The sequence below is a fragment of the Kitasatospora sp. NPDC058218 genome, from assembly GCF_042882445.1.
In the GTDB taxonomy this organism is placed as follows: domain Bacteria; phylum Actinomycetota; class Actinomycetes; order Streptomycetales; family Streptomycetaceae; genus Kitasatospora.
This window is the reverse complement of sequence record NZ_JBHVWC010000046.1, coordinates 45,485-63,410: the sequence shown is the minus strand read 5'-3', so window position 1 is coordinate 63,410 and position 17,926 is coordinate 45,485. Positions and strand designations below refer to the sequence as shown.

At 75.5% G+C, this 17,926-nt stretch carries 19 protein-coding genes; 12 read left to right on the top strand and 7 right to left on the bottom strand.

Going from position 1 to position 17,926, the window contains the following annotated elements; all coding sequences use genetic code 11:
* Positions 1-378: 378 nt before the first annotated feature.
* Positions 379-1,782: a M20/M25/M40 family metallo-hydrolase gene (locus ACFVYI_RS27265; RefSeq protein ID WP_387890215.1), complete on the top strand. Its 1,404-nt coding sequence runs from the start codon at positions 379-381 to the stop codon at positions 1,780-1,782.
* Positions 1,783-1,938: 156 nt separating this feature from the next.
* Here ACFVYI_RS27265 and ACFVYI_RS27260 read toward each other — a convergent pair whose 3' ends face one another.
* Positions 1,939-2,640 (bottom strand): ArsR/SmtB family transcription factor, encoded by a 702-nt coding sequence (locus ACFVYI_RS27260; protein ID WP_387890214.1) that lies wholly within the window; start codon positions 2,638-2,640, stop codon positions 1,939-1,941.
* Positions 2,641-2,831: 191 nt separating this feature from the next.
* Between ACFVYI_RS27260 and def the strand changes: the two genes are divergently transcribed.
* The 6 genes from def to paaE all read left to right on the top strand — a co-directional run bounded on the left by def (position 2,832) and on the right by paaE (position 7,831).
* On the top strand, positions 2,832-3,521 hold the full coding sequence (gene def, locus ACFVYI_RS27255) for a peptide deformylase (protein ID WP_387890213.1): 690 nt from the start codon (positions 2,832-2,834) through the stop codon (positions 3,519-3,521).
* Positions 3,522-3,922: 401 nt separating this feature from the next.
* Positions 3,923-4,987: a 1,2-phenylacetyl-CoA epoxidase subunit PaaA gene (paaA, locus tag ACFVYI_RS27250; protein WP_387890277.1), complete on the top strand. Its 1,065-nt coding sequence runs from the start codon at positions 3,923-3,925 to the stop codon at positions 4,985-4,987.
* Positions 4,984-5,277: a 1,2-phenylacetyl-CoA epoxidase subunit PaaB gene (paaB, locus tag ACFVYI_RS27245; RefSeq protein WP_387890211.1), complete on the top strand. Its 294-nt coding sequence runs from the start codon at positions 4,984-4,986 to the stop codon at positions 5,275-5,277. The genes paaA and paaB overlap by 4 nt, the downstream gene beginning before the upstream one ends.
* A 17-nt stretch (positions 5,278-5,294) precedes the next feature.
* Positions 5,295-6,176: a 1,2-phenylacetyl-CoA epoxidase subunit PaaC gene (paaC, locus tag ACFVYI_RS27240; protein ID WP_387890208.1), complete on the top strand. Its 882-nt coding sequence runs from the start codon at positions 5,295-5,297 to the stop codon at positions 6,174-6,176.
* On the top strand, positions 6,170-6,676 hold the full coding sequence (gene paaD / locus ACFVYI_RS27235) for a 1,2-phenylacetyl-CoA epoxidase subunit PaaD (RefSeq protein WP_387890205.1): 507 nt from the start codon (positions 6,170-6,172) through the stop codon (positions 6,674-6,676). Before paaC ends, paaD begins: the two co-directional genes overlap by 7 nt.
* Positions 6,677-7,831: a 1,2-phenylacetyl-CoA epoxidase subunit PaaE gene (paaE, locus tag ACFVYI_RS27230; protein WP_387890202.1), complete on the top strand. Its 1,155-nt coding sequence runs from the start codon at positions 6,677-6,679 to the stop codon at positions 7,829-7,831.
* On the opposite strand, the gene ACFVYI_RS27225 is transcribed toward paaE, so the two are convergent.
* Positions 7,819-8,901, bottom strand: a complete 1,083-nt coding sequence (locus tag ACFVYI_RS27225) for an NAD(P)-binding domain-containing protein (protein WP_387890275.1) — start codon at positions 8,899-8,901, stop codon at positions 7,819-7,821. The two genes, paaE and ACFVYI_RS27225, sit on opposite strands and share 13 nt — an antisense overlap.
* A 218-nt stretch (positions 8,902-9,119) precedes the next feature.
* On the bottom strand, positions 9,120-9,491 hold the full coding sequence (locus ACFVYI_RS27220; RefSeq protein WP_387890200.1) for a YbjQ family protein: 372 nt from the start codon (positions 9,489-9,491) through the stop codon (positions 9,120-9,122).
* 123 nt (positions 9,492-9,614) lie between these two features.
* Here ACFVYI_RS27220 and ACFVYI_RS27215 point away from each other — a divergent pair, with 123 nt between their 5' ends.
* The 3 genes from ACFVYI_RS27215 (at position 9,615) to ACFVYI_RS27205 (ending at position 12,040) form a co-directional block, all read left to right on the top strand.
* On the top strand, positions 9,615-10,550 hold the full coding sequence (locus tag ACFVYI_RS27215) for a hypothetical protein (RefSeq protein ID WP_387890199.1): 936 nt from the start codon (positions 9,615-9,617) through the stop codon (positions 10,548-10,550).
* A 93-nt stretch (positions 10,551-10,643) separates the two neighbouring features.
* On the top strand, positions 10,644-11,207 hold the full coding sequence (locus tag ACFVYI_RS27210; protein WP_387890197.1) for a hypothetical protein: 564 nt from the start codon (positions 10,644-10,646) through the stop codon (positions 11,205-11,207).
* 119 nt (positions 11,208-11,326) lie between these two features.
* Complete coding sequence (locus ACFVYI_RS27205) at positions 11,327-12,040, top strand: aminoacyl-tRNA hydrolase (protein ID WP_387890196.1); 714 nt, start codon at positions 11,327-11,329, stop codon at positions 12,038-12,040.
* Between the two features lie 42 nt (positions 12,041-12,082).
* Here the strand turns inward: ACFVYI_RS27205 and ACFVYI_RS27200 are convergent, their stop codons facing one another.
* Together ACFVYI_RS27200 and ACFVYI_RS27195 are read right to left on the bottom strand one after the other, a co-directional pair.
* Positions 12,083-12,910: an ABC transporter permease gene (locus tag ACFVYI_RS27200; protein ID WP_387890193.1), complete on the bottom strand. Its 828-nt coding sequence runs from the start codon at positions 12,908-12,910 to the stop codon at positions 12,083-12,085.
* A complete protein-coding gene (locus tag ACFVYI_RS27195; RefSeq protein ID WP_387890190.1) occupies positions 12,907-13,815 on the bottom strand; it encodes an ABC transporter ATP-binding protein in 909 nt (302 codons plus the stop codon). Before ACFVYI_RS27195 ends, ACFVYI_RS27200 begins: the two co-directional genes overlap by 4 nt.
* Positions 13,816-13,950: 135 nt before the next feature.
* Between ACFVYI_RS27195 and ACFVYI_RS27190 the strand changes: the two genes are divergently transcribed.
* Both ACFVYI_RS27190 and ACFVYI_RS27185 read left to right on the top strand, forming a co-directional pair.
* Positions 13,951-15,189: a sensor histidine kinase gene (locus ACFVYI_RS27190; RefSeq protein ID WP_387890187.1), complete on the top strand. Its 1,239-nt coding sequence runs from the start codon at positions 13,951-13,953 to the stop codon at positions 15,187-15,189.
* The gene (locus ACFVYI_RS27185; RefSeq protein ID WP_387890272.1) at positions 15,189-15,857 is read left to right on the top strand and encodes a response regulator; all 669 of its coding nucleotides are present in this window, start codon (positions 15,189-15,191) and stop codon (positions 15,855-15,857) included. The genes ACFVYI_RS27190 and ACFVYI_RS27185 overlap by 1 nt, the downstream gene beginning before the upstream one ends.
* A 43-nt stretch (positions 15,858-15,900) precedes the next feature.
* Here the strand turns inward: ACFVYI_RS27185 and ACFVYI_RS27180 are convergent, their stop codons facing one another.
* Positions 15,901-16,968: an ABC transporter ATP-binding protein gene (locus ACFVYI_RS27180; RefSeq protein ID WP_387890270.1), complete on the bottom strand. Its 1,068-nt coding sequence runs from the start codon at positions 16,966-16,968 to the stop codon at positions 15,901-15,903.
* A 98-nt stretch (positions 16,969-17,066) separates the two neighbouring features.
* Complete coding sequence (locus tag ACFVYI_RS27175; protein ID WP_387890269.1) at positions 17,067-17,867, bottom strand: ABC transporter permease; 801 nt, start codon at positions 17,865-17,867, stop codon at positions 17,067-17,069.
* Positions 17,868-17,926: the final 59 nt, after the last annotated feature.

The window sequence follows — 17,926 nt, the reverse complement described above, 5'->3', positions numbered from 1 at the left end:
CAGGGCCCGGCGCGCTGGGAGCAGGGCCACCTCGCAGGAAACCGAACGGTTCTTCTAGGCTCACATCTCGGCTTCCCTGTGGCGGTGCCGTTGCTGCGCCCGCCGCATCGAAGCCGCCGTCCACGGGGGCTCCGGGCCGACCGGGGCCTCCGGATCGAGCGAGGAGGACGCAATGCCAAGCATGCCGCCCAGCCGTTCCACCGTACTTGGGCCAGACGGGCCGACCTGGCGGACCGTACGCAGGGCCGGGGCCGCGCGTCCCGGCTGGTCCGGGCACCCGGGCTGGTCCGGCCGGCCGGTCCGGCCGCTGAATACCGGCGGCGGCCGCGGAGGCGAGCGTTGAGTCCTCAAACCGTCCGGCCGCCCGTCGTGCCGACCGTGACCACCGAAGCCCCAAGCACCCCCGCGCCCGCCAACACCCCTGTGATCCTCGCCACAGCCACAGCTGTCGTGGAGGCCGCACCGGCCGTGCAGGCCGCCCCGGCCCCGGTCGCGACACCGGTCGAGCCCGCCCCGCCGGCCCGCCCCGCCGCACCCGGCCCTACGGCAACCGTGTCGTCGCCCGCCCCGGCGGCCACCGACGGTGACCCCCAACCCGGCCCCACCGCCGCGCTTCCCGGACTGCCCCAGGCCCTCAGCTCCCGCGCCCGCACCCTGGCCGGAGCCGTCCGACGCCGCTGCGCCGACCTCGCCCGCATCGAGTCGCCCAGTGGCGACGCGCCTCGACTCGACGCCCTCGCCGAGGAGTTGACCGCAGGGTTCCGCGCCACGGGTGCCACCGCCCGGCGCGAACCCGGCCCCGCCGGTGACCACCTGGTGCTCCAGTGGGACGGCCAGGACGAGAGCCTGCCGCACCTCCTCGTGGTCGGCCACCACGACACCGTCTGGCCGGCCGGCATCCTCAACGACTGGCCGGTCACCGAACAGGACGGCACCCTCAGCGGCCCGGGCGTCGTCGACATGAAGGGCGGACTCGCCGTCCTGGAGGGTGCGTTCGCCCTGCTGGCCGATCTCGGCCAGCGCCCGCACCGCACCGTCCGGCTGGTCGTGGTCTCGGACGAGGAGGTCGGCAGCCCAGACGGCCGGCGCCTGGTCGAACGCCAACTGCGCGGGGCGGCGGCCGTCCTGGGGCTCGAACCGCCGCACCCGGACGGTCGGCTCAAGACCGCCCGCCGGGGCAGCACCCGGGTACGGCTCACCGTCACCGGGCGGGAGGCGCACGCCGGGAACGACGCCGGCGAGGGCGTCTCCGCGGTGGACGAGCTCGTCGACCAGCTGGTCGCGGTCCGTGACCTCGCCTGCCAGCCCGGCACCGAGCTCAACGCCGGGCGGATCAGCGGCGGTACTCGCGCCAATGTGGTCGCCGGTCGCGCCGAGGCCGAACTCGGCCTGCGCTTCTCCACCGGTGAGGCGCAGCGCCGCACGCTCGACAGCCTCGCCCGGCTCACCGCGCTGCGGCCCGGGGCCCGGGTGCGGACGGAGGTGCTGTCCAGTCGGCCGGCGTGGCCGGAGCGCACCGCCAACCCGCTGCTGCGGCACGTCCGATCGCTCGCGGCGGTGCTCGGCCAGCAGTTGGACGGCGGTCCGGCCGGTGGTGCCGGGGACACCAACCTGCCGGGCTCGCGCGGCCTGCCCACGCTGGACGGCTTCGGCGCGGTCGGGGCCGGGGCGCATGCCCGGCACGAGCACATCCGGATCGACCAGCTGGCCCCCCGGATCGCGCTGCTGGCGGCGCTCCTCGCCGTACCGCTGCCGCGTCTGCGGGACCGGTCGGAGGGGTGAGCACGCCGCTGCCGCGGTAGCGGCAGGCCAGGCCCGGTGGGCCCGTCGTCCGAGCTCGTTCGGACGGCGGGCCCACCGCCGTTCGGGGCTACGGCGGGGCGCAGTTGCGGGCCGGGCCGCCCGGTGCGGAGCGGCGCCGCGTCGCCTCCGCTCTGCTCACCGGTCGGTCGGCCGCCCTGCCTCGCTGCCCGGGTCGATCAGCGGGAAGAGCCGGGTCACGGCGGCCACCGGGCGGGTGTCGGGCCCGGGTCCGCGGTGCCGGTAGGGGGCGAGCAGGGCCCGGACGGCGGCGCCGAGGTCGGCGAGTTCGTCGGCGGTGAGGTGGAGGACGTCGCTGGAGGCCTGGTCGCGCTGCCACTCGGCGGGGGCGAGCGACCGGTGGGCGAGCCAGTGCCGGTAGTCGGCGTCCTCGGGGTCGGTGGCGGGCTCGGGCGCGGAACCCGTGGAGGCACTCGCCCCGGAGGCGGCCGGCGCGGCAGTGCGGTGGGCCGGCTCCTCGGCCGTTCCCGGGGGCATCAGCGAGCCCTCCCAACGCAGTCGCCAGGGGCGGGAACGGCCGTCCCCGGTGGGGGCCTCCTCGATCAGGCCGTAGCGGGCGAGCCGGCGCAGGTGGAACGAGCAGGTGCCGGAGCTCTGGTGCAGCAGCTGTGCGGCCTGGTTGGAGGTGATGCTGCCCCACTCGGCGATGAGGTCCAGCAGGGCGACGCGCACCGCGTGGTGCGGCAGCGGTGCGGGGCTCCGCGGCGCCCGGGCCCCGGCGGCGCCGACGGGTGCGGTGGCAACCGGAGGCGGGGTCACGGGTGCGGGTGAGCCCGCCCCGGAGCGGGAGGCGCCCGCGGGATTCTTGTCGATGGTCACTTTGCAAAGATGCTACTTTGCAAAGTGCTTGGCAAGTTCACCACTCCAGACCGGGTGTCGGTAGACGCCCCGATGGCGCATACCTGTTTGCAAAGACGTTGCTTTGCAAAGTACGAGCAGCGGGTCGTGCCGCTGCACGCCCGCCAGCCCGGGCGGGCAGCGCACGACCCGACGGAGAACGGAGGAGCGGGATGGCGGGGCAGCTGCAGGCATCGGTGGACGCGGTGGCGCGGTCGCGCGTACGGGTGCAGGGCGAGCCGGTCGCGACGTACCCGGAGGTGCCGCCGGAGACGTGGCGCGGGGAGGTCCGGCGGATCACCGTCGTCGGGGAGGCGGTGCTGCACCGCAGGTGCCGGGCGGTGACGGAGGAGGAGTTCGGCGCACCGGAGCTGGCACGGCTGGTGGACGACATGTTCGCCGCGATGTGGGTGGCCGAGGGGGTCGGGCTCGCGGCCAACCAGATCGGGGTGGACCTCCAGGCCTTCGTCTGGGACTGCCTCGACGAGGACGGCGTGCGACACGTCGGCCACGTCCTCAACCCGGTGCTGGACGAGCCCGCGGCGGGCACGCGCAGGCTGGTCGGGGCGGAGGAGGGCTGTCTCTCCGTCCCCGGCCCGTACATGGAGCTGGACCGCCCGGACGTCGCCGTGGTCCGCGGCCGCGATCTGGATGGCCGCCCGCTGGTCGTCGAGGGTCGCGGCTACTTCGCCCGCTGTCTCCAGCACGAGACCGACCACCTCTACGGCGGCCTCTACATCGACCGGCTCTCGCACCGCGGCCGCCGTGCCGCGCTGCGGCGCATGGAGGAGCGCAAGGAGCAGGTCCTCGCCAAGCGCGCCGCCCGCGTCGAGGAGCTGGGCCGCCTCCGGGTCGGTCGGTAGAGGCGGTCGGTAGAGGCGGTCGGTAGGGCCGGTCGGTGGAACCGCCGAGCGGTCGGTCCGACGCCCGATCCGGCGGCCGGTCCGACGCCCGACCGGGCGGTCGAATCCACGAGTGCATCCACGAGTGAACCCACGGTGGCCGCTTCCGGTCGGGAGCGGCCACCCTCGGTAGGCGGCGAACCGGGCCCCGCGGACCTGTGGCGGTCCGGTTCCCTTGTCACGGTGCCGCCTCACCACGCACAATGGAACCGACCGAACGGTCAGTCGGTTGCCGTGAGGGCGGCGACCGGGCCCGGCACGGCACGCTGCCGGACGCCGGTGCACCGGACACACCGGAGCACCGGCTGCCGGGCGCGCGACGCAGGGACAGGACGCGAGAGGGGCCCGTGGTGACAACAGAGGTGGCCGAACCGGTCCCCGCACAGACGCAGGAGGAGCGGTTCGAGGCGGTCGTCGCCGCCGAGCAGCGGATCGAGCCCCGGGACTGGATGCCCGACGCCTACCGGGCCACCCTGATCCGCCAGATCGCCCAGCACGCCCACTCCGAGATCATCGGCATGCAGCCCGAGGGCAACTGGCTCACCCGCGCCCCGTCGCTGCGCCGCAAGGCGATCCTGCTCGCCAAGGCCCAGGACGAGGCCGGCCACGGCCTCTACCTCTACGCCGCCGCCGAGACCCTCGGCGTGGACCGGGCGGAGCTGACCGAGAAGCTGATCTCCGGCCGCCAGAAGTACTCCTCGATCTTCAACTACCCGACCCTCACCTTCGCCGACGTCGGCGTGATCGGCTGGCTGGTCGACGGCGCCGCGATCTGCAACCAGGTGCCGCTCTGCCGGTGCAGCTACGGGCCGTACGCCCGCGCGATGGTCCGGATCTGCAAGGAGGAGTCCTTCCACCAGCGCCAGGGCTACGAACTGCTGATGACGCTGATGCGTGGCACCGAGGCCCAGCGGCGGATGGTCCAGGACGCGGTGGACCGCTGGTGGTGGCCCTCGCTGATGATGTTCGGCCCCTCGGACGAGAACTCGCCGAACACCGCCCGCTCGATGGGGTGGCGGATCAAGCGGCACACCAACGACGAGCTGCGCCGGCGCTTCGTCGACATGACCGTCCCGCAGGCGGAGCACCTCGGTGTCACCCTCCCCGACCCCGAGCTGAGTTGGAACGAGGAGCGGGGCGGCTGGGACTTCGGCGAGCCGGACTGGTCCGAACTGACCCGGGTCATCCAGGGCCAGGGCCCGTGCAACGCCCAGCGGGTGGACCGCCGCCGGGCCGCCCACGAGGACGGCGCCTGGGTCCGCGAGGCCGCCACCGCCTACGCGCGGAAGCGCCGGGCGGAGAGCAGCCCCCCGAGCCGCCCGCAGGAGCCCGCCCCGGCCCGCCCGCAGGGCCAGGCCCGACCGCAGGACCACGCCCCGAGCGGGCAGATCGCGCCGAGCGCGCAGAGCGAGGAGAACGGAAAGTGACCGAGTCCAAGGCCGGCTGGCCGCTCTACGAGGTGTTCGTGCGCCCGCGGCGCGGGCTGAACCACGTCCACGTCGGCTCGCTGCACGCGTCCGACGACCGGATGGCCCTGCTCGCCGCCCGGGACCTCTACACCCGGCGCAACGAGGGCGTCAGCCTCTGGGTGGTCCCCTCCGTCGCGATCACCGCCTCCACCCCGGACGAGCGCGACCCGTTCTTCGCCCCCAGCGGCGACAAGGTCTACCGCCACCCGACCTTCTACGACATCCCCGAGGATGTCCCGCACATCTGACGGGGAGCAGCAGAACCATGACAGACGACCACGTCTACCTGAGCCTCTCCGAGGCGTCCGCCGAGCCCGAGGGCGAGGGCCGCTGGGCCTACGGGACGGGCTTCGCCGACCCGCTGCTCGGCGTGGACACCACCGTGCCGCCCGGACTGGACGGCGCCGACCTCGCCGCCTACTGCCTGATGCTGGGCGACGACGCCCTCGTCCTCGCCCAGCGGCTCACCGAGTGGTGCACCAGGGCTCCCGAGCTGGAGGAGGAGGTGGCGCTCGCCAACCTCGGCCTCGACCTGCTCGGCCAGGCCCGCCAGCTGCTCACCCGGGCCGGCCAGGCGGACGGCTCCGGCCGCTCCGAGGACGACCTGGCGTACTGGCGCGAGGAGCGCGACTTCCGCAACGTCCGCCTGGTCGAGGCGCCGAACGGGGACTTCGCGTTCTCGACCGCCCGGCTGCTGGTCTTCGCCACCGCGCGCGGCGCGCTGTACGAGGCACTGGCGGGGCACCGCGACCCGGTGCTGGCGGCGGTCGCGGCCCGAGGGGTCAAGGAGCTGGAGTACCACCGCGAGTACGCCACCGCCTGGACGTTGCGGCTCGGCGACGGGACGCCGTACTCGGCGCAGCGGATGCAGGCCGGTCTGGACGCGGTCTGGCCGCTGGTGGAGGAGTTGTTCACGGCGCATCCGGTGGAGCTGCGGGTCGGGGTGGATCCGGCCACGCTGCGCGAGCCGGTGCTGCGCTCGCTGGCAGCCGTCCTCGCCGAGGCCGGGCTGACCGTGCCCGAGGTGCCGGGGCTGGCCCCGGTCGGGGGCCGGGCCGGGCGGGACGGCGTGCACACCGAGGCGCTCGGCCCGCTGCTGGCCGAGTTCCAGGTGGTGGCCCGCGCGCACCCGGGGGCGACATGGTGACGACCACGCGCAGCCGGGCCTGGGAGGTCGCGGCGACCGTCCCGGATCCGGAGCTGCCGATGCTCACCCTCGCCGACCTCGGGGTGCTGGCCGGGGTCGAGGAGGACGGCCCGACGGTGACCGCCTGGCTGACCCCGACCTACTCCGGTTGCCCGGCCGTCGCCGAGATGGCGGCCGATGTGGACCGCCGGCTGCGGGCGGCGGGCTATCCGGACGTACGGGTCCGGCTGCGGTTGGATCCGCCGTGGTCCACCGACCTGATCACCGAGGAGGGCCGCCGCAAGCTCGCCGAGGCGGGCATCGCCCCGCCCCGCCCCGCGTCGGCGCGCCAGTCGTCCCCCGGCCTGCTGGCCCTCGGTCCGACCCGTCACCTGGTGGCCTGCCCGCTCTGCGGCGGCACCGACACCGAGGAGCTGTCCCGCTTCGGCTCCACCGCCTGCAAGGCGCTGTGGCGCTGCCGCGAGTGCCGCGAGCCCTTCGAACGCGTCAAGGAGATCTGAATGGCCGCCCGCCCCGATCAGGCCGCCCGCCCGGACACGGCTGCCCGCTCAGACCAGCCCGCCGGCCCGGACGCGGCCGTCCGCCCCGCCCGCCGCCCGGTCTTCCACCACCTTCGGATCGCCGAGGTGGAGCGGCTCTGCGAGGACGCCGTCGCGGTGACCTTCGAGGTGCCGGACGGCCTCGCCGAGGAGTTCGCGTTCCGTCCGGGGCAGACGCTGACGCTGCGCCAGGTGGTGGACGGCGCCGACGAGCGCCGCTCGTACTCGATCTGCGCCCCCGTCGGCGGTCCGCTGCGGATCGCCGTCCGCGAGGTGCCCGGCGGGTTGTTCTCCCGCCGGCTGGTGCGGGAGGCGCACGCGGGCGAGGAGGTCGAGGTGCTGACGCCGTCCGGGCTCTTCACCCCCGCGCTGGACGAGCCCGCCGACCACGTGCTGCTGGCGGCCGGCTCCGGCATCACCCCGATGCTCTCCATCGCCGCCTCCGTGCTGGCCGCCGACCGCACCTCCACCGTCACCCTGCTCTACGGCAACCGGCGCAGCGACACCGTGATGTTCGCCGACGAGCTGGCCGACCTCAAGGACCGCTACCTGGGCCGGTTCCAGCTGGTGCACGTGCTCTCCCGGGAGACCCGGGACGCCGAGCTGCTCAGCGGGCGGCTGGACCCGGAGCGGGTCGAGGCGCTGCTGACCGCGCTGGTGGACGTCCCGGCGGTCGGTCACTGGTGGCTCTGCGGGCCGTTCGGGATGGTCACCGGGGCCAAGGAGCTGCTGGCCGGGATGGGCGTGCCGGCGGTGCGGGTGCACCAGGAGCTGTTCCACGCCGAGGACGAACCGGCCGCCGAGCGCACCGAGCAGCCCGAGCGGGCGGACGGCGTCGCGCACAGCGAGGTCACCGTCGTCCTCGACGGGCGCGGCAGCACGCTCTCGCTGCCGCGCGACCGCTCCGTCCTGGACGGCGCCCAGCGCTCCCGCCCCGATCTGCCGTTCGCCTGCAAGGGCGGGGTCTGCGGCACCTGCCGCGCCCTGGTCACCGAGGGCGAGGTGGAGATGCGCCGCAACTTCGCGCTGGAGGAGAAGGAGCTGGCCGCCGGCTACGTGCTGACCTGTCAGGCCCGCCCGCTCACCGACCGGGTGACGGTCGACTACGACCGCTGAGCGGGCACCGCGGCCTCGCCGGCCGGTGACCCGAGCAGCGCGACGATGTCACGGACAGCGGCCCGGCCCGCCCGGTTGGCACCGACGGTGCTGGCGGACGGGCCGTAGCCGACCAGGTGGACCCGGGGGTCGGCGGTGGCGCGGGTGCCGGTGAGGGCGATGCCGCCGCCGGGGGAGCGCAGCCCGAGCGGTGCGAGGTGGCCGACCTCGGGGCGGAAGCCGGTGGCCCAGACGATGGCGTCGACCGGCAGCTCCTGCTCGCCCCGGGCGACCCCGTGCTCGGTCAGGCGGTCGAACATCGGGCGGCGGTGCAGCGCGCCCAGCTCCTCGGCGCGGCGGTAGGCGACCGAGGGGCCGAGCCCGGTGACGCTCACCACGCTGCGCACCGGCAGGCCCTGGCGGACCCGCTCCTCGACCTTGGCGACCACCGCGCGGCCGTACTCCGGGGTGAACGGGCCCTCGTGGTAGACGGGCGGGGTGCGGGTGACCCAGACCGTCTCGCCGACGGCCGCGACCTCGGACAGCACCTGGACCGCCGAGGCGCCGCCGCCGACCACCAGGACGCGCTCGCCGGTGAACTCCTCCGGCCCCCGGTACTCGGCGTAGTGCAGCTGCCGGCCGGCGAAGTGGCCGGGGTAGTGCGGCACGAAGGGGCGGGTCCAGGTGCCGGTGGCGTTGATCAGCGCCCGGGTGGACCAGGTGCCGGCGTCGGTCTCGACCAGCAGGCGGGCGTCCGGCCGGTCGGACGCCGAGCGCACCGCACGGACGTGGACGGGGCGCACCACCGGGAGCGCGTGCTTCGCCTCGTACGCCGTGAAGTACCCCGGGACCACCTCACGGGCGGGCGCGCCGGGGTCGGGCTCGGGCAGTTCGAAGTCGGGCAGGTCGTGGAAGCCGTGCACGGTGGCCATCCGCAGCGAGGGTGCGCGGTGCGCCCAGGCGCCGCCGGGGGCGGTGCCTGCATCGAGGACGACGAACCCGCCGTCGGTGTCGGCCCGGTAGGGCGCGAAGCCGCGGCGGCGCAGGTGGTAGGCGGCGGACAGGCCGGCCTGCCCGGCGCCCACCACCAGGACGTCGACCCGCCGGGTACCGGCGGCTGCGCCGGTGTCGCCGGCATCGAGCGGGGCGGCACCGGTCTCGGTGGTCCCGGCAGTGGTTGCACCGTAAACAGTCACGCCGGTGAAACATACGGCGGCGGGGGAGTGTTCCCGGTGCGGACGGCAGGCCGCCCACCAACCCCGGGCCCGCACGTCGAGCCGGGCCCCGGCCCCGGCCGCCGACCCCCGGCTCAGGTGGCCGGGGAGATCACCACGGCCGTGCCGTAGGCGCAGACCTCGGTGCCGGAGTCCGCGGCCTCCGTGACGTCGAACCGGAACATCAGCACCGCGTTGCCGCCGCGCGCCTTGGTCTGCTCGACCAGCCGCTCCATCGCCTCGTTGCGGCTCTCCACCAGGGTCTTCGTCAGACCCCGCAGCTCGCCGCCGACCAGTGACTTCAGGGAGGCGCCGATCTGGCTGCCGATGTGCCGGCTGCGGACCGTCAGGCCGAAGACCTCGCCGATGACGTGGTCGACCCGGAAGCCGGGGATGTCGTTGGTGGTCACGACCAGGACCTGGGCGTCCGGACGCTGCCCGCCGCCGAATTCGTCGATGTTAGCCATGGGGCCCATCCTGCGGGCTGCGCACCGCCGGTGGGCAGAGGCATGGCCGGGAACCGGCGGAGAAGGCGTCGAGATGCCGGACGGACCGGTGATCGGGCGACGGAAAGGCCGTACCGTAGCCCCATGGGCGAGCGAAGCGATCATCCACAGGGGCCGGGCGCGGCGGAGGACTCCGGTGCGCAGGAGATCGAGGCGACGGTGGTGCTGGGCCTGCGGATCACCAACTGGCCGGCGTTGCGGGCGGCCGCGATCGCGGCTGTCGAGGAGCTGGACTTCGAGGGCATCGACCCGGCCGGCCAGCGCCGTGAGCTGCTGCGCGAGGTGTCCGAGGACGCCAACGCGGCGCTCGGCGCGCTGCTGCACCCGGACCGGCTGGTGGCCGCGATTCCGGGCGTCGAGGCGATCGGCGGGACGCTGGAGATCAGCGTCACCGAGGACTTCGCGCCGGATTTCGCCGAGCTGTTCCCGCTGGACGGCGGCGAGGACGAGGACGGCGGCGGCGGGGCCGGCGACTGGACGCTGACCCCGCGCACCGCCTGCCTCCTCCACGCCCAGTTGCTCGGCCTGGCCGACGCCGGGTACGACGACCTGGAGGAGCACGAGGACGAGCCGGTCACCGACGGCGACGAGACGGACTGGACGGTCTTCGCCCGGCTGCCGCAGCGCACCTGGCGCCAGCACCGGAGCTGGCGCCGGGCGATGGCCCGCGCCTTCGACGACCTCGCCGACGACCTCGCGCTCGGCGAGTGGCCGCTGCCGCGCTGCCTGGCGGAGGAGATCGCGCTGCGGATGGCCCTGGTGGACGCCCGTACGCTGCTCGGCGCGCAGCCCGAGTCGGTCGCCGACATGATGGGCGACCTGCCGGCCGACCTCTACGACTACGACTGGGACGGCTGCCACGACGAGCTGTTCGGCGTCTTCGGGCCGGACGACGGCGATCCGGAGCTGAGCGCCGAGCAGCGCACCGAGCTGCTGCTCGCGGCGACCCACCCGGAGGGCTGGTTCCTGGTGTACGAGGACGCCGAGGAACGGGACTCGCAGCGCGGTTACCGGCGCTGACGCGGCGTACCGCCGGCGGCCCCGGTCGGCGGCGGTACGGGCCCGGCCCGGCCCGGCCCGGCGGGGCGTGCGGGCGACGGTTAGGCTGCGGTCATGTCCGATATGTCCGACAGCTCTGACGGGTCCGCGGTCGGGTCCGGTGCCACCGACGTCTCCGCCGACGCCCCTGGCGCGGATGCCTTCACCGCCGCCGCGTTCGCCGCCGACGACCGTGTGCTGGCGCGGCTCACGCTGGGCCTCGAAGGCGTCGAGGCCGCGCAGCGCGGGAGGACGGCGCAGGCCAGGGAGAGCTTCGAGCGGCTCTGGGACGCGCTCGGCGAGCGCGGCGACGTGTTCCACCGCTGTGTGCTCGCCCACTATCTGGCCGATCTGCAGGAGGATCCGCGCGCCGAGCTGGAGTGGGACCGCCGGGCGCTGGAGGCCGCCGACTCGTTGACCGCCGAGCGCGCGCAGACCTACGCCTCGGCCCTGCAGGTCCGGGCGTTCTATCCGTCCCTGCACCTCAACCTGGCCTCCGACCACCTCAAGCTCGGCGAGCCGGAGCGGGCGCGCGAGCAGCTGGAGCGCGCTGTGCGGAGCCTCGACGCGCTGCCGGAGGACGTCTACAGCGCGGGCATCCGCTCCGCCGTCGACGAACTGCGCCGGCGTCTGCGCTGACCGACCGTCCGCCGCTCGCCCGCCGAACTCCGCCCTCCCGCCCCCCCCGCCCGGCCCCGCGGGCCGGACCGGCCGACCTGTCGTGATCGCCGCGCAGTGGGTGCTGGCATGCTGGACGGGTGACTTCTCCGTTCGACGCCCCCGTCCCCGCCCCTGCTCCCGAGGACCGCGACGCCCGGCCGCAGTACGTGCTGCCGCTGGTCGTCCGGCTGGAGCGGGCCACCCCGCCCGGGCGGACCGACGCGCTGGAGACCTCGGCGCGGGCCGTGCTCACCCTGCTGTCCGACCCCCGGGTCACCGGGCCGGACGGCGAGTGGGCCGAGCGGGTCGAGGCCTGGGAGGACGCCCGGATCCGCAAGGTCGTCCGGCGGGCGCGGGGCGGCGAGTGGCGCCGGGCGGGCGAGCTGCCGGGCATCACGGTGGCCGGGCAGGAGGCCGAGGTGCGGGTCTTCCCGCCGGTTCCGCTCGACGGCTGGCCCAAGGAGCTCGCCAAGCTCCAGGTCTCCGGCACCGATCTCGACGAGAGCGGCCCCGTCCCCGCGCCCGGGGCCGGCCTGCCGGTGCTCTGGCTGAACCCGGAGCTGGAGATGAGCGCGGGCAAGACGATGGCCCAGACCGGCCACGCCGCCCAGCTCGCCTGGTGGCGGCTGGACGACGCGCAGCGCAAGGAGTGGGCCGAGTCCGGCTTCGCGCTGGCGGTCCGGACGGCCACCCCCGAGGCCTGGACGGAGCTGGTGGCGAGCGGTCTGCCGCTGGTCCAGGACGCCGGGTTCACCGAGATCGCCCCGGGGAGCTGCACGGTGGTCGCGGAGCACCCGGCACTGCGCGGCTGAGCGCGGGCCCGACGGGTGACGGACACGGCCGCCGGTCGTCCGTCACCCGGTGCGGACCGCGTACCGCCGCACCGAGCGCAGGCCGGCGTACGCGGCCGCGCCCGCCCAGAGCGCCATGATCAGCAGGCCGGTCCAGTGGCCGTAGGCGACCTGCGGGTCGTCGGCGTAGCGCAGCGCGTACTGGCCGGCCCGGTCGGGGAGGAACTGCACCACGCGGCGGACCCCGGGCACGTCGCCGAGCAGCGGGGAGAGCAGGAAGACGGTCGGCACCAGCAGGCCCATCGCGGCGGTGAGGTTGCGCAGCACGGCGGTCAGGCCGAAGCAGAACACCACGAGCAGCACCGGGTACAGCACCCCGGCGGTGGCGCTGCGGAACAGGGCGGGGCCGTGCCAGGCGCCGGGGGAGAAGGCCGCGTTGCCGGCGATGGAGCCGGCGGTCCCGAGCAGGCCGGCGGCGAGGGCGACGAGCGCGCCGAGGGTGAGCTTCCCGGCGTACAGCCGGTCGCGGCGGGCGACGGCGGTGAGCGAGGTGCCGATCATGCGGGTGTTGAACTCCTGCCCGATCAGCAGGACGCCGAAGCAGGTCAGGGCGGCCTGACCGAAGTTGAGGCCGTAGTGGATCCCGAGGCCGGGGTCGTCGGACAGGCCGCTGTCCCGGTCGCCGAAGGCCGCGGCCGCGGCGGTGCCGAGCCCGGCGGTCAGCAGCACCGCGAGGACCGGGGTCAGCCAGAGCGAGCGGAGGGTGGCGAGCTTGATCCACTCGGACCGCAGGACGTGCGCGAAGCCCGTCCCGGTGGACTCCGGCCCGGCAGTGGCGGTAGCAGCGGCAGTGCCGGTGCCGGTGCGGAGGGGGTGGCCGGTGGCGCTCATGCCGCCACCGCCCGGTACTCGACGCTGTCGGCGGTCATCCGCATGAACGCCTCCTCCAGCGAGTCCTGTCGGACGGCGATCTCGTACAGCACCACGCCGTTGGCCGCCGCCAGCGCGGCGATCCGCTCCGGGGCGGCGCCGCTGACCTCCCAGGCGCCGCCGTCCACCGGTTCGGCGGCCAGGTCGGAACCGCCCAGCAGGGCGGCCAGCTTCGCCCGGTCCACCGCGCGGACCCGGACCCGGGTGCGGCCGTGGCGGTCGATGAAGTCGGAGGTGGCCGCGTCCGCCAGCAGCCGGCCCCGGCCGATCACCACCAGGTGGTCGGCGGTGAGCGCCATCTCGCTCATCAGGTGGGAGGAGACCAGGACCGACCGGCCCTCGGCGGCGAGCCCGCGCAGCAGGGTGCGGATCCACCGGATGCCCTCCGGGTCGAGGCCGTTGACCGGCTCGTCGAGCATCAGCACCGGCGGATCGCCGAGCAGCGCGGCGGCGACGCCGAGGCGCTGGCGCATGCCGAGCGAGAAGCCGCGGATCCGGCGGCCGGCCGCGTCGCCGAGGCCGACCTGGCCGAGCACGTCGCTCACCCGGCGCTCCGGCAGGCCGCCCGCGGCGGCCAGCCAGCGCAGGTGGCCGCGGGCGGTGCGGCCGCCGTGCAGGGCGTGGGCGTCGAGCAGCGCGCCGACCTGCCGCAGCGGGTCGGCCAGTTCGGCGTAGCGGCGGCCGTTGACCAGGGCGCGGCCGGCGGTCGGCCGGTCCAGGCCGAGGACCATCCGCAGGGTGGTGCTCTTGCCCGCGCCGTTCGGCCCGAGGAAGCCCGTGACCACGCCGGGCCGGACCTCGAAGTCGAGGTCGTCGACCACTCGTGTGCCGTCGTACTCCTTGGTGAGGCCCTGAACCTGGATCACGGCTGCCCTCCTCCTTCTGCGTCGATGGCTCCATTCGACCGGAGCGGGCGGCCTCGACGGATCCCGCCGGGGAGGGGCGCGTCCTCCCTCCCGGGAGGGAGGGCGTCCGGCCCGCTGGGCTGGCAGGATGACCGAATGCCCAGGATCCTCGCCCCCCTGCTGAGTGGTGCCACCTATGTGCGGTGGCTCCATCTGATGATCGGCCTGGTCTTCGCCGGGGCCGTTCTGACGGTCTATCCGGGGACGGACGGGTGGAGGCTCACCGAGGCGTTGGCGCGGGCCGTTCCGCTCGATGCCGGGCTGCTCGTGGTGGCTGCTCTGGTGCCCGCGATGCGCCGGGCCGAGGGAGTGCAGGCCCGGCTGTTGCTGATGCCCGCACGGGAGCAGGACATCGCCGCCGAACCGGCCCGCACCTGGGCCGACCGGCGCCGGACGGCGACGTGGCTGATCGGGCGGGTGGCACTCGGAGCGGCCGTCGGCTGCCTCTCCGTGCTGGTCCCGGCCGCCGCCTTCGACCTGCTCCTCGACCCCGCGCCGGAGGTGTTCGGCCTCCGGCTGCCGGAGCATCGGGGGATCCGCTGGTACCCGCTCGCGGCGCCGCCGCTGCTGTTCGCCCTGGGCTGGCTGATCGTCTGGGCCGGCCGCCTCCAACTCGCCATGGCGGTGCGGTTGCTGGGGCCCTCCCCGGCGGAACGCCTGGCCGCCGCCGAGCTGCGGGCCGAACGGCTGCTGGAGCGCAACCGGTTGGCCCGGGAGCTGCACGACTCGATCGGCCACGCCCTGACGGTGACGGTCATCCAGGCGGGCGCGGCGCGGGTGGTCGACGATCCGGAGTTCGTCGCCAGGGCGCTCGAAGTCATCGAGGAGACCGGCCGGCAGGCGATGGAGGACCTGGAGCGCACGCTCGTCCTGCTCCGCGAGACCCGCGACGGAGCCGGTGCCGACGGCGCTCCCGGGAGTGCGGACGCCGTGGCCACCGAGCGTCCCGGCATCGACCAGGTGCCCGCGCTCCTCGACACCGCGCGCTCGGCCGGCAGCCCGGTCGAGGCGTGGATCGACGTGCCGGCGGCGCACCTGCCCGGGGTGCTCTCCCGCGAGGGCTACCGCATCGTCCAGGAGGGCGTCACCAACGCCCTCAAGTACGCGCCCGGCGAACCGATCACCGTCCGGATCGCGTTGCACGACGGACAGTTGGAACTGCGCTGCGCCAACGCACTGGTGCCGGCCGCCGCCCGCGCGACACCGCGCCGGGGCGGCAAGGGGCTCCGTGGCATCCGGGAACGGGCCGCGCTGCTCGGCGGCGAGGCGTCGGCCGGGGCGGAGTCCGGGCAGTGGGTGCTGGCCGTGCGGATGCCCCTACGCTTGGGCGCGTGATGATCGACATTCTGCTCGCCGACGACGAGGAGCTGGTCCGGGCCGGGCTGCGGGCCGTCCTGGAGGCGCAGGGCGACCTGCGGGTGGTCGGCGAGGCGGCGGACGGTGCCGAGGCGGTCGCCATGGCGCGCGAACTGCGCCCGCACGTGGTGCTGATGGACGTGCGGATGCCCCAGCTGGACGGGCTCGCGGCGACCCGTGCGCTGGTGCGCCCGGTGACACCCGAGGTACCCGGTGGGCAGTCGCCGAAGATCCTGGTCGTCACGACCTTCGAGAACGACGACTACGTCTACCAGGCCCTGCGCGCGGGTGCCGACGGCTTCCTGCTGAAGCGCTCCCGCCCCGCCGAGATCGCCCACGCCGTCCGCCTGGTCGCGGCCGGCGAGTCGCTGCTCTTCCCCACCGCGATCCGCCGCCTCGCCGCCGGTCAGGGCAACCGGGCGGCCCGGGACGCGATGGCCCGCGCCGCGCTGACCGAGCGCGAGAGCGAGGTGCTGCGCCTGGTGGCCCGGGGGCTGACCAACGCCGAGATCGCCGAGCACCTGTTCCTCGGCGTGCAGACGGTGAAGACGCACGTCAGCAGCGTGCTGGCGAAGCTCGGGGCCCGGGACCGCACCCAGGCGGTGATCGCCGCGTACGAGTCCGGCTTCGTGGAGCCCTCGGAGTAGCCGGGCGCGCACGGCCCGCGCCCGCCGGAGCGGCCCGGCCGGCTCAGGCCGGGTAGGCGTGGGTCTGGACGGCCTTGACGGAGGCCCAGACGGTCGTGCCGGTCGCCAGGTCCAGTTCGGCCGCGGCGGCGGGGGTGAGGTCGGCCGCCATCGGGAGGGTGCCGACCAGGTCGGCGCGGACCTGGTCGCCGTGCAGGTCCAGGCCCGCGACCTCCAGCTCCCAGACGTTGCGCGCGCTGCCCTCCGGCGCCTCCCGGTGCAGCGTCACGGCGGCCGGCGGGAAGGCCACGAAGGCCGGGCCGGTCAGCTCCTCGGAGGTGGCCAGCACGGCGCCGTCGGCCAGGGTGACCCGGCGGCCGTCCGCGCGGCCCTGGTACAGGTTGAGGCCGACCAGGCGGGCGATGTAGTCGGTGCGCGGCCGCCGGGCGATCTCGGCGGGGCTGCCGGACTGCACCTCGCGGCCGTCCTCGATCACCACCAACCGGTCGGCCAGCACCATCGCGTCCAGCGGATCGTGCGTCACCAGCACCGCCACCGCTTCGAACTCGGCCAGGTGGCGTCGCAGTTGCGAGCGGACGTCGAGGCGGGTGCGGGCGTCCAGGGCGGCCAGCGGCTCGTCGAGCAGCAGCAGCCGGGGCCGGACGGCCAGCGCCCGGGCCAGTGCGACCCGCTGCGCCTGGCCGCCGGAGAGCCGGCCGGGGCGGCTGCCCGCGTGCTCGGCCAGGCCCATCCGCTCCAGCCAGCCGGCGGCCTCGGCCCGGGCCTCGCGCTTGGGCCGGCCCTGGCAGCGCGGGCCGAACGCGACGTTGTCGAGCGCGCTGAGGTGCGGGAAGAGCAGGTAGTCCTGGAACACCACGCCGACCGGGCGCTCCTCGGCGGGGGTGTGCAGCCGCTGGGCCGGGTCCTCCAGCACGAGGCCGTCCAGCCGCAGGTGGCCGCCGGTGAGCGGGAGCAGCCCGGCGAGCGCGCGCAGCGCGGTGGACTTTCCGGCGCCGTTCGGTCCGAGCAGGGCGACCACCTCGCCGGGGGCGGCGGTGAGCGCGAGGTCGAGGCTGAAGGCGGCGCGGTCGACCCGCAGGCGGGCGTCGAGGGCGTGCTTCGCGGCAGTCATCGTGGCGGTGTCCTGGGGGAGGTACGGGGCGGCGGCGCGCCCGGCGGCCCGGGGGCGGGCGGCGGGCACGGGGGTGTCGCCGGTGCTCCGGGCGCCGCTCACGGCGTGGACAACCAGCGGTCGCGCAGGCCGGCCAGGACGGCGATGGAGACCACCAGCAGGACGAGCGACAGCGCGATCGCCGCCTCCGGGTCGGACTCCATGGCCAGGTAGACGGCGAGCGGCATGGTCTGCGTCCGGCCCGGGAAGTTGCCCGCGAAGGTGATCGTCGCGCCGAACTCGCCGAGCGCCCGGGCCCAGGCCAGCACCGCGCCGGCCCCGATGCCGGGGGCGATCAGCGGCAGGGTCACCCGGCGGAAGGCGGTCAGCCGGGAGGCGCCCAGGGTGGCGGCCGCCTCCTCGTAGCGGGGGTCGGCGGCCCGGAGCGCGCCCTCCACGCTGATCACCAGGAAGGGCATCGCGACGAACGCCTCGGCGATCACCACACCGGTGGTGGTGAACGGCAGGGTGATCCCGAAGGCGGAGTCCAGCCAGGACCCGACGATGCCGCGCCGCCCGAGCACCAGCAGCAGCGCCACACCGCCGACCACCGGCGGCAGCACGAGCGGCAGCGTGACCAGCGCCCGGACCAGCCGGCGGCCGGGCAGGTCGGTCCGCGCCAGCACCCAGGCCAGCGGCACCCCGAGCACCAACGACACCCCGGTGGCCGCCGTCGCGCAGAACAGCGAGAGCCGCAGGGCGTCCCACACCTCGGTGCTGGTGAGCTGTTCGGACAGGGTGCTCCAGGGGGCCCGGACCAGCAGCCCGACCAGGGGCAGGGTCAGGAACGCCAGCCCGAGCAGCGCCGGGAGCAGCAGCGCGACCGGGACGCGGCGGGCGCGCCGCCGCCGGTGCGGCAGGCCCGCTTGCGCAGCGGGCTCGGCACCGGAGACGGCGCGCGCGTCGGCGCCGGAGGCGT

Excerpts from the sequence above, each read along its gene's own strand:
- paaE (WP_387890202.1), top strand. The coding sequence starts at position 6,677 with ATGGCCGCCCGCCCCGATCAGGCCGCCCGCCCGGACACGGCTGCCCGC.
- ACFVYI_RS27210 (WP_387890197.1), top strand. The coding sequence starts at position 10,644 with ATGTCCGATATGTCCGACAGCTCTGACGGGTCCGCGGTCGGGTCCGGT.
- paaC (WP_387890208.1), top strand. The coding sequence starts at position 5,295 with ATGACAGACGACCACGTCTACCTGAGCCTCTCCGAGGCGTCCGCCGAG.
- def (WP_387890213.1), top strand. The coding sequence starts at position 2,832 with ATGGCGGGGCAGCTGCAGGCATCGGTGGACGCGGTGGCGCGGTCGCGC.
- ACFVYI_RS27185 (WP_387890272.1), top strand. The coding sequence starts at position 15,189 with ATGATCGACATTCTGCTCGCCGACGACGAGGAGCTGGTCCGGGCCGGG.
- ACFVYI_RS27180 (WP_387890270.1), bottom strand. The coding sequence starts at position 16,968 with ATGACTGCCGCGAAGCACGCCCTCGACGCCCGCCTGCGGGTCGACCGC.
- ACFVYI_RS27190 (WP_387890187.1), top strand. The coding sequence starts at position 13,951 with ATGCCCAGGATCCTCGCCCCCCTGCTGAGTGGTGCCACCTATGTGCGG.
- ACFVYI_RS27220 (WP_387890200.1), bottom strand. The coding sequence starts at position 9,491 with ATGGCTAACATCGACGAATTCGGCGGCGGGCAGCGTCCGGACGCCCAG.
- ACFVYI_RS27200 (WP_387890193.1), bottom strand. The coding sequence starts at position 12,910 with ATGAGCGCCACCGGCCACCCCCTCCGCACCGGCACCGGCACTGCCGCT.
- paaD (WP_387890205.1), top strand. The coding sequence starts at position 6,170 with ATGGTGACGACCACGCGCAGCCGGGCCTGGGAGGTCGCGGCGACCGTC.
- ACFVYI_RS27215 (WP_387890199.1), top strand. The coding sequence starts at position 9,615 with ATGGGCGAGCGAAGCGATCATCCACAGGGGCCGGGCGCGGCGGAGGAC.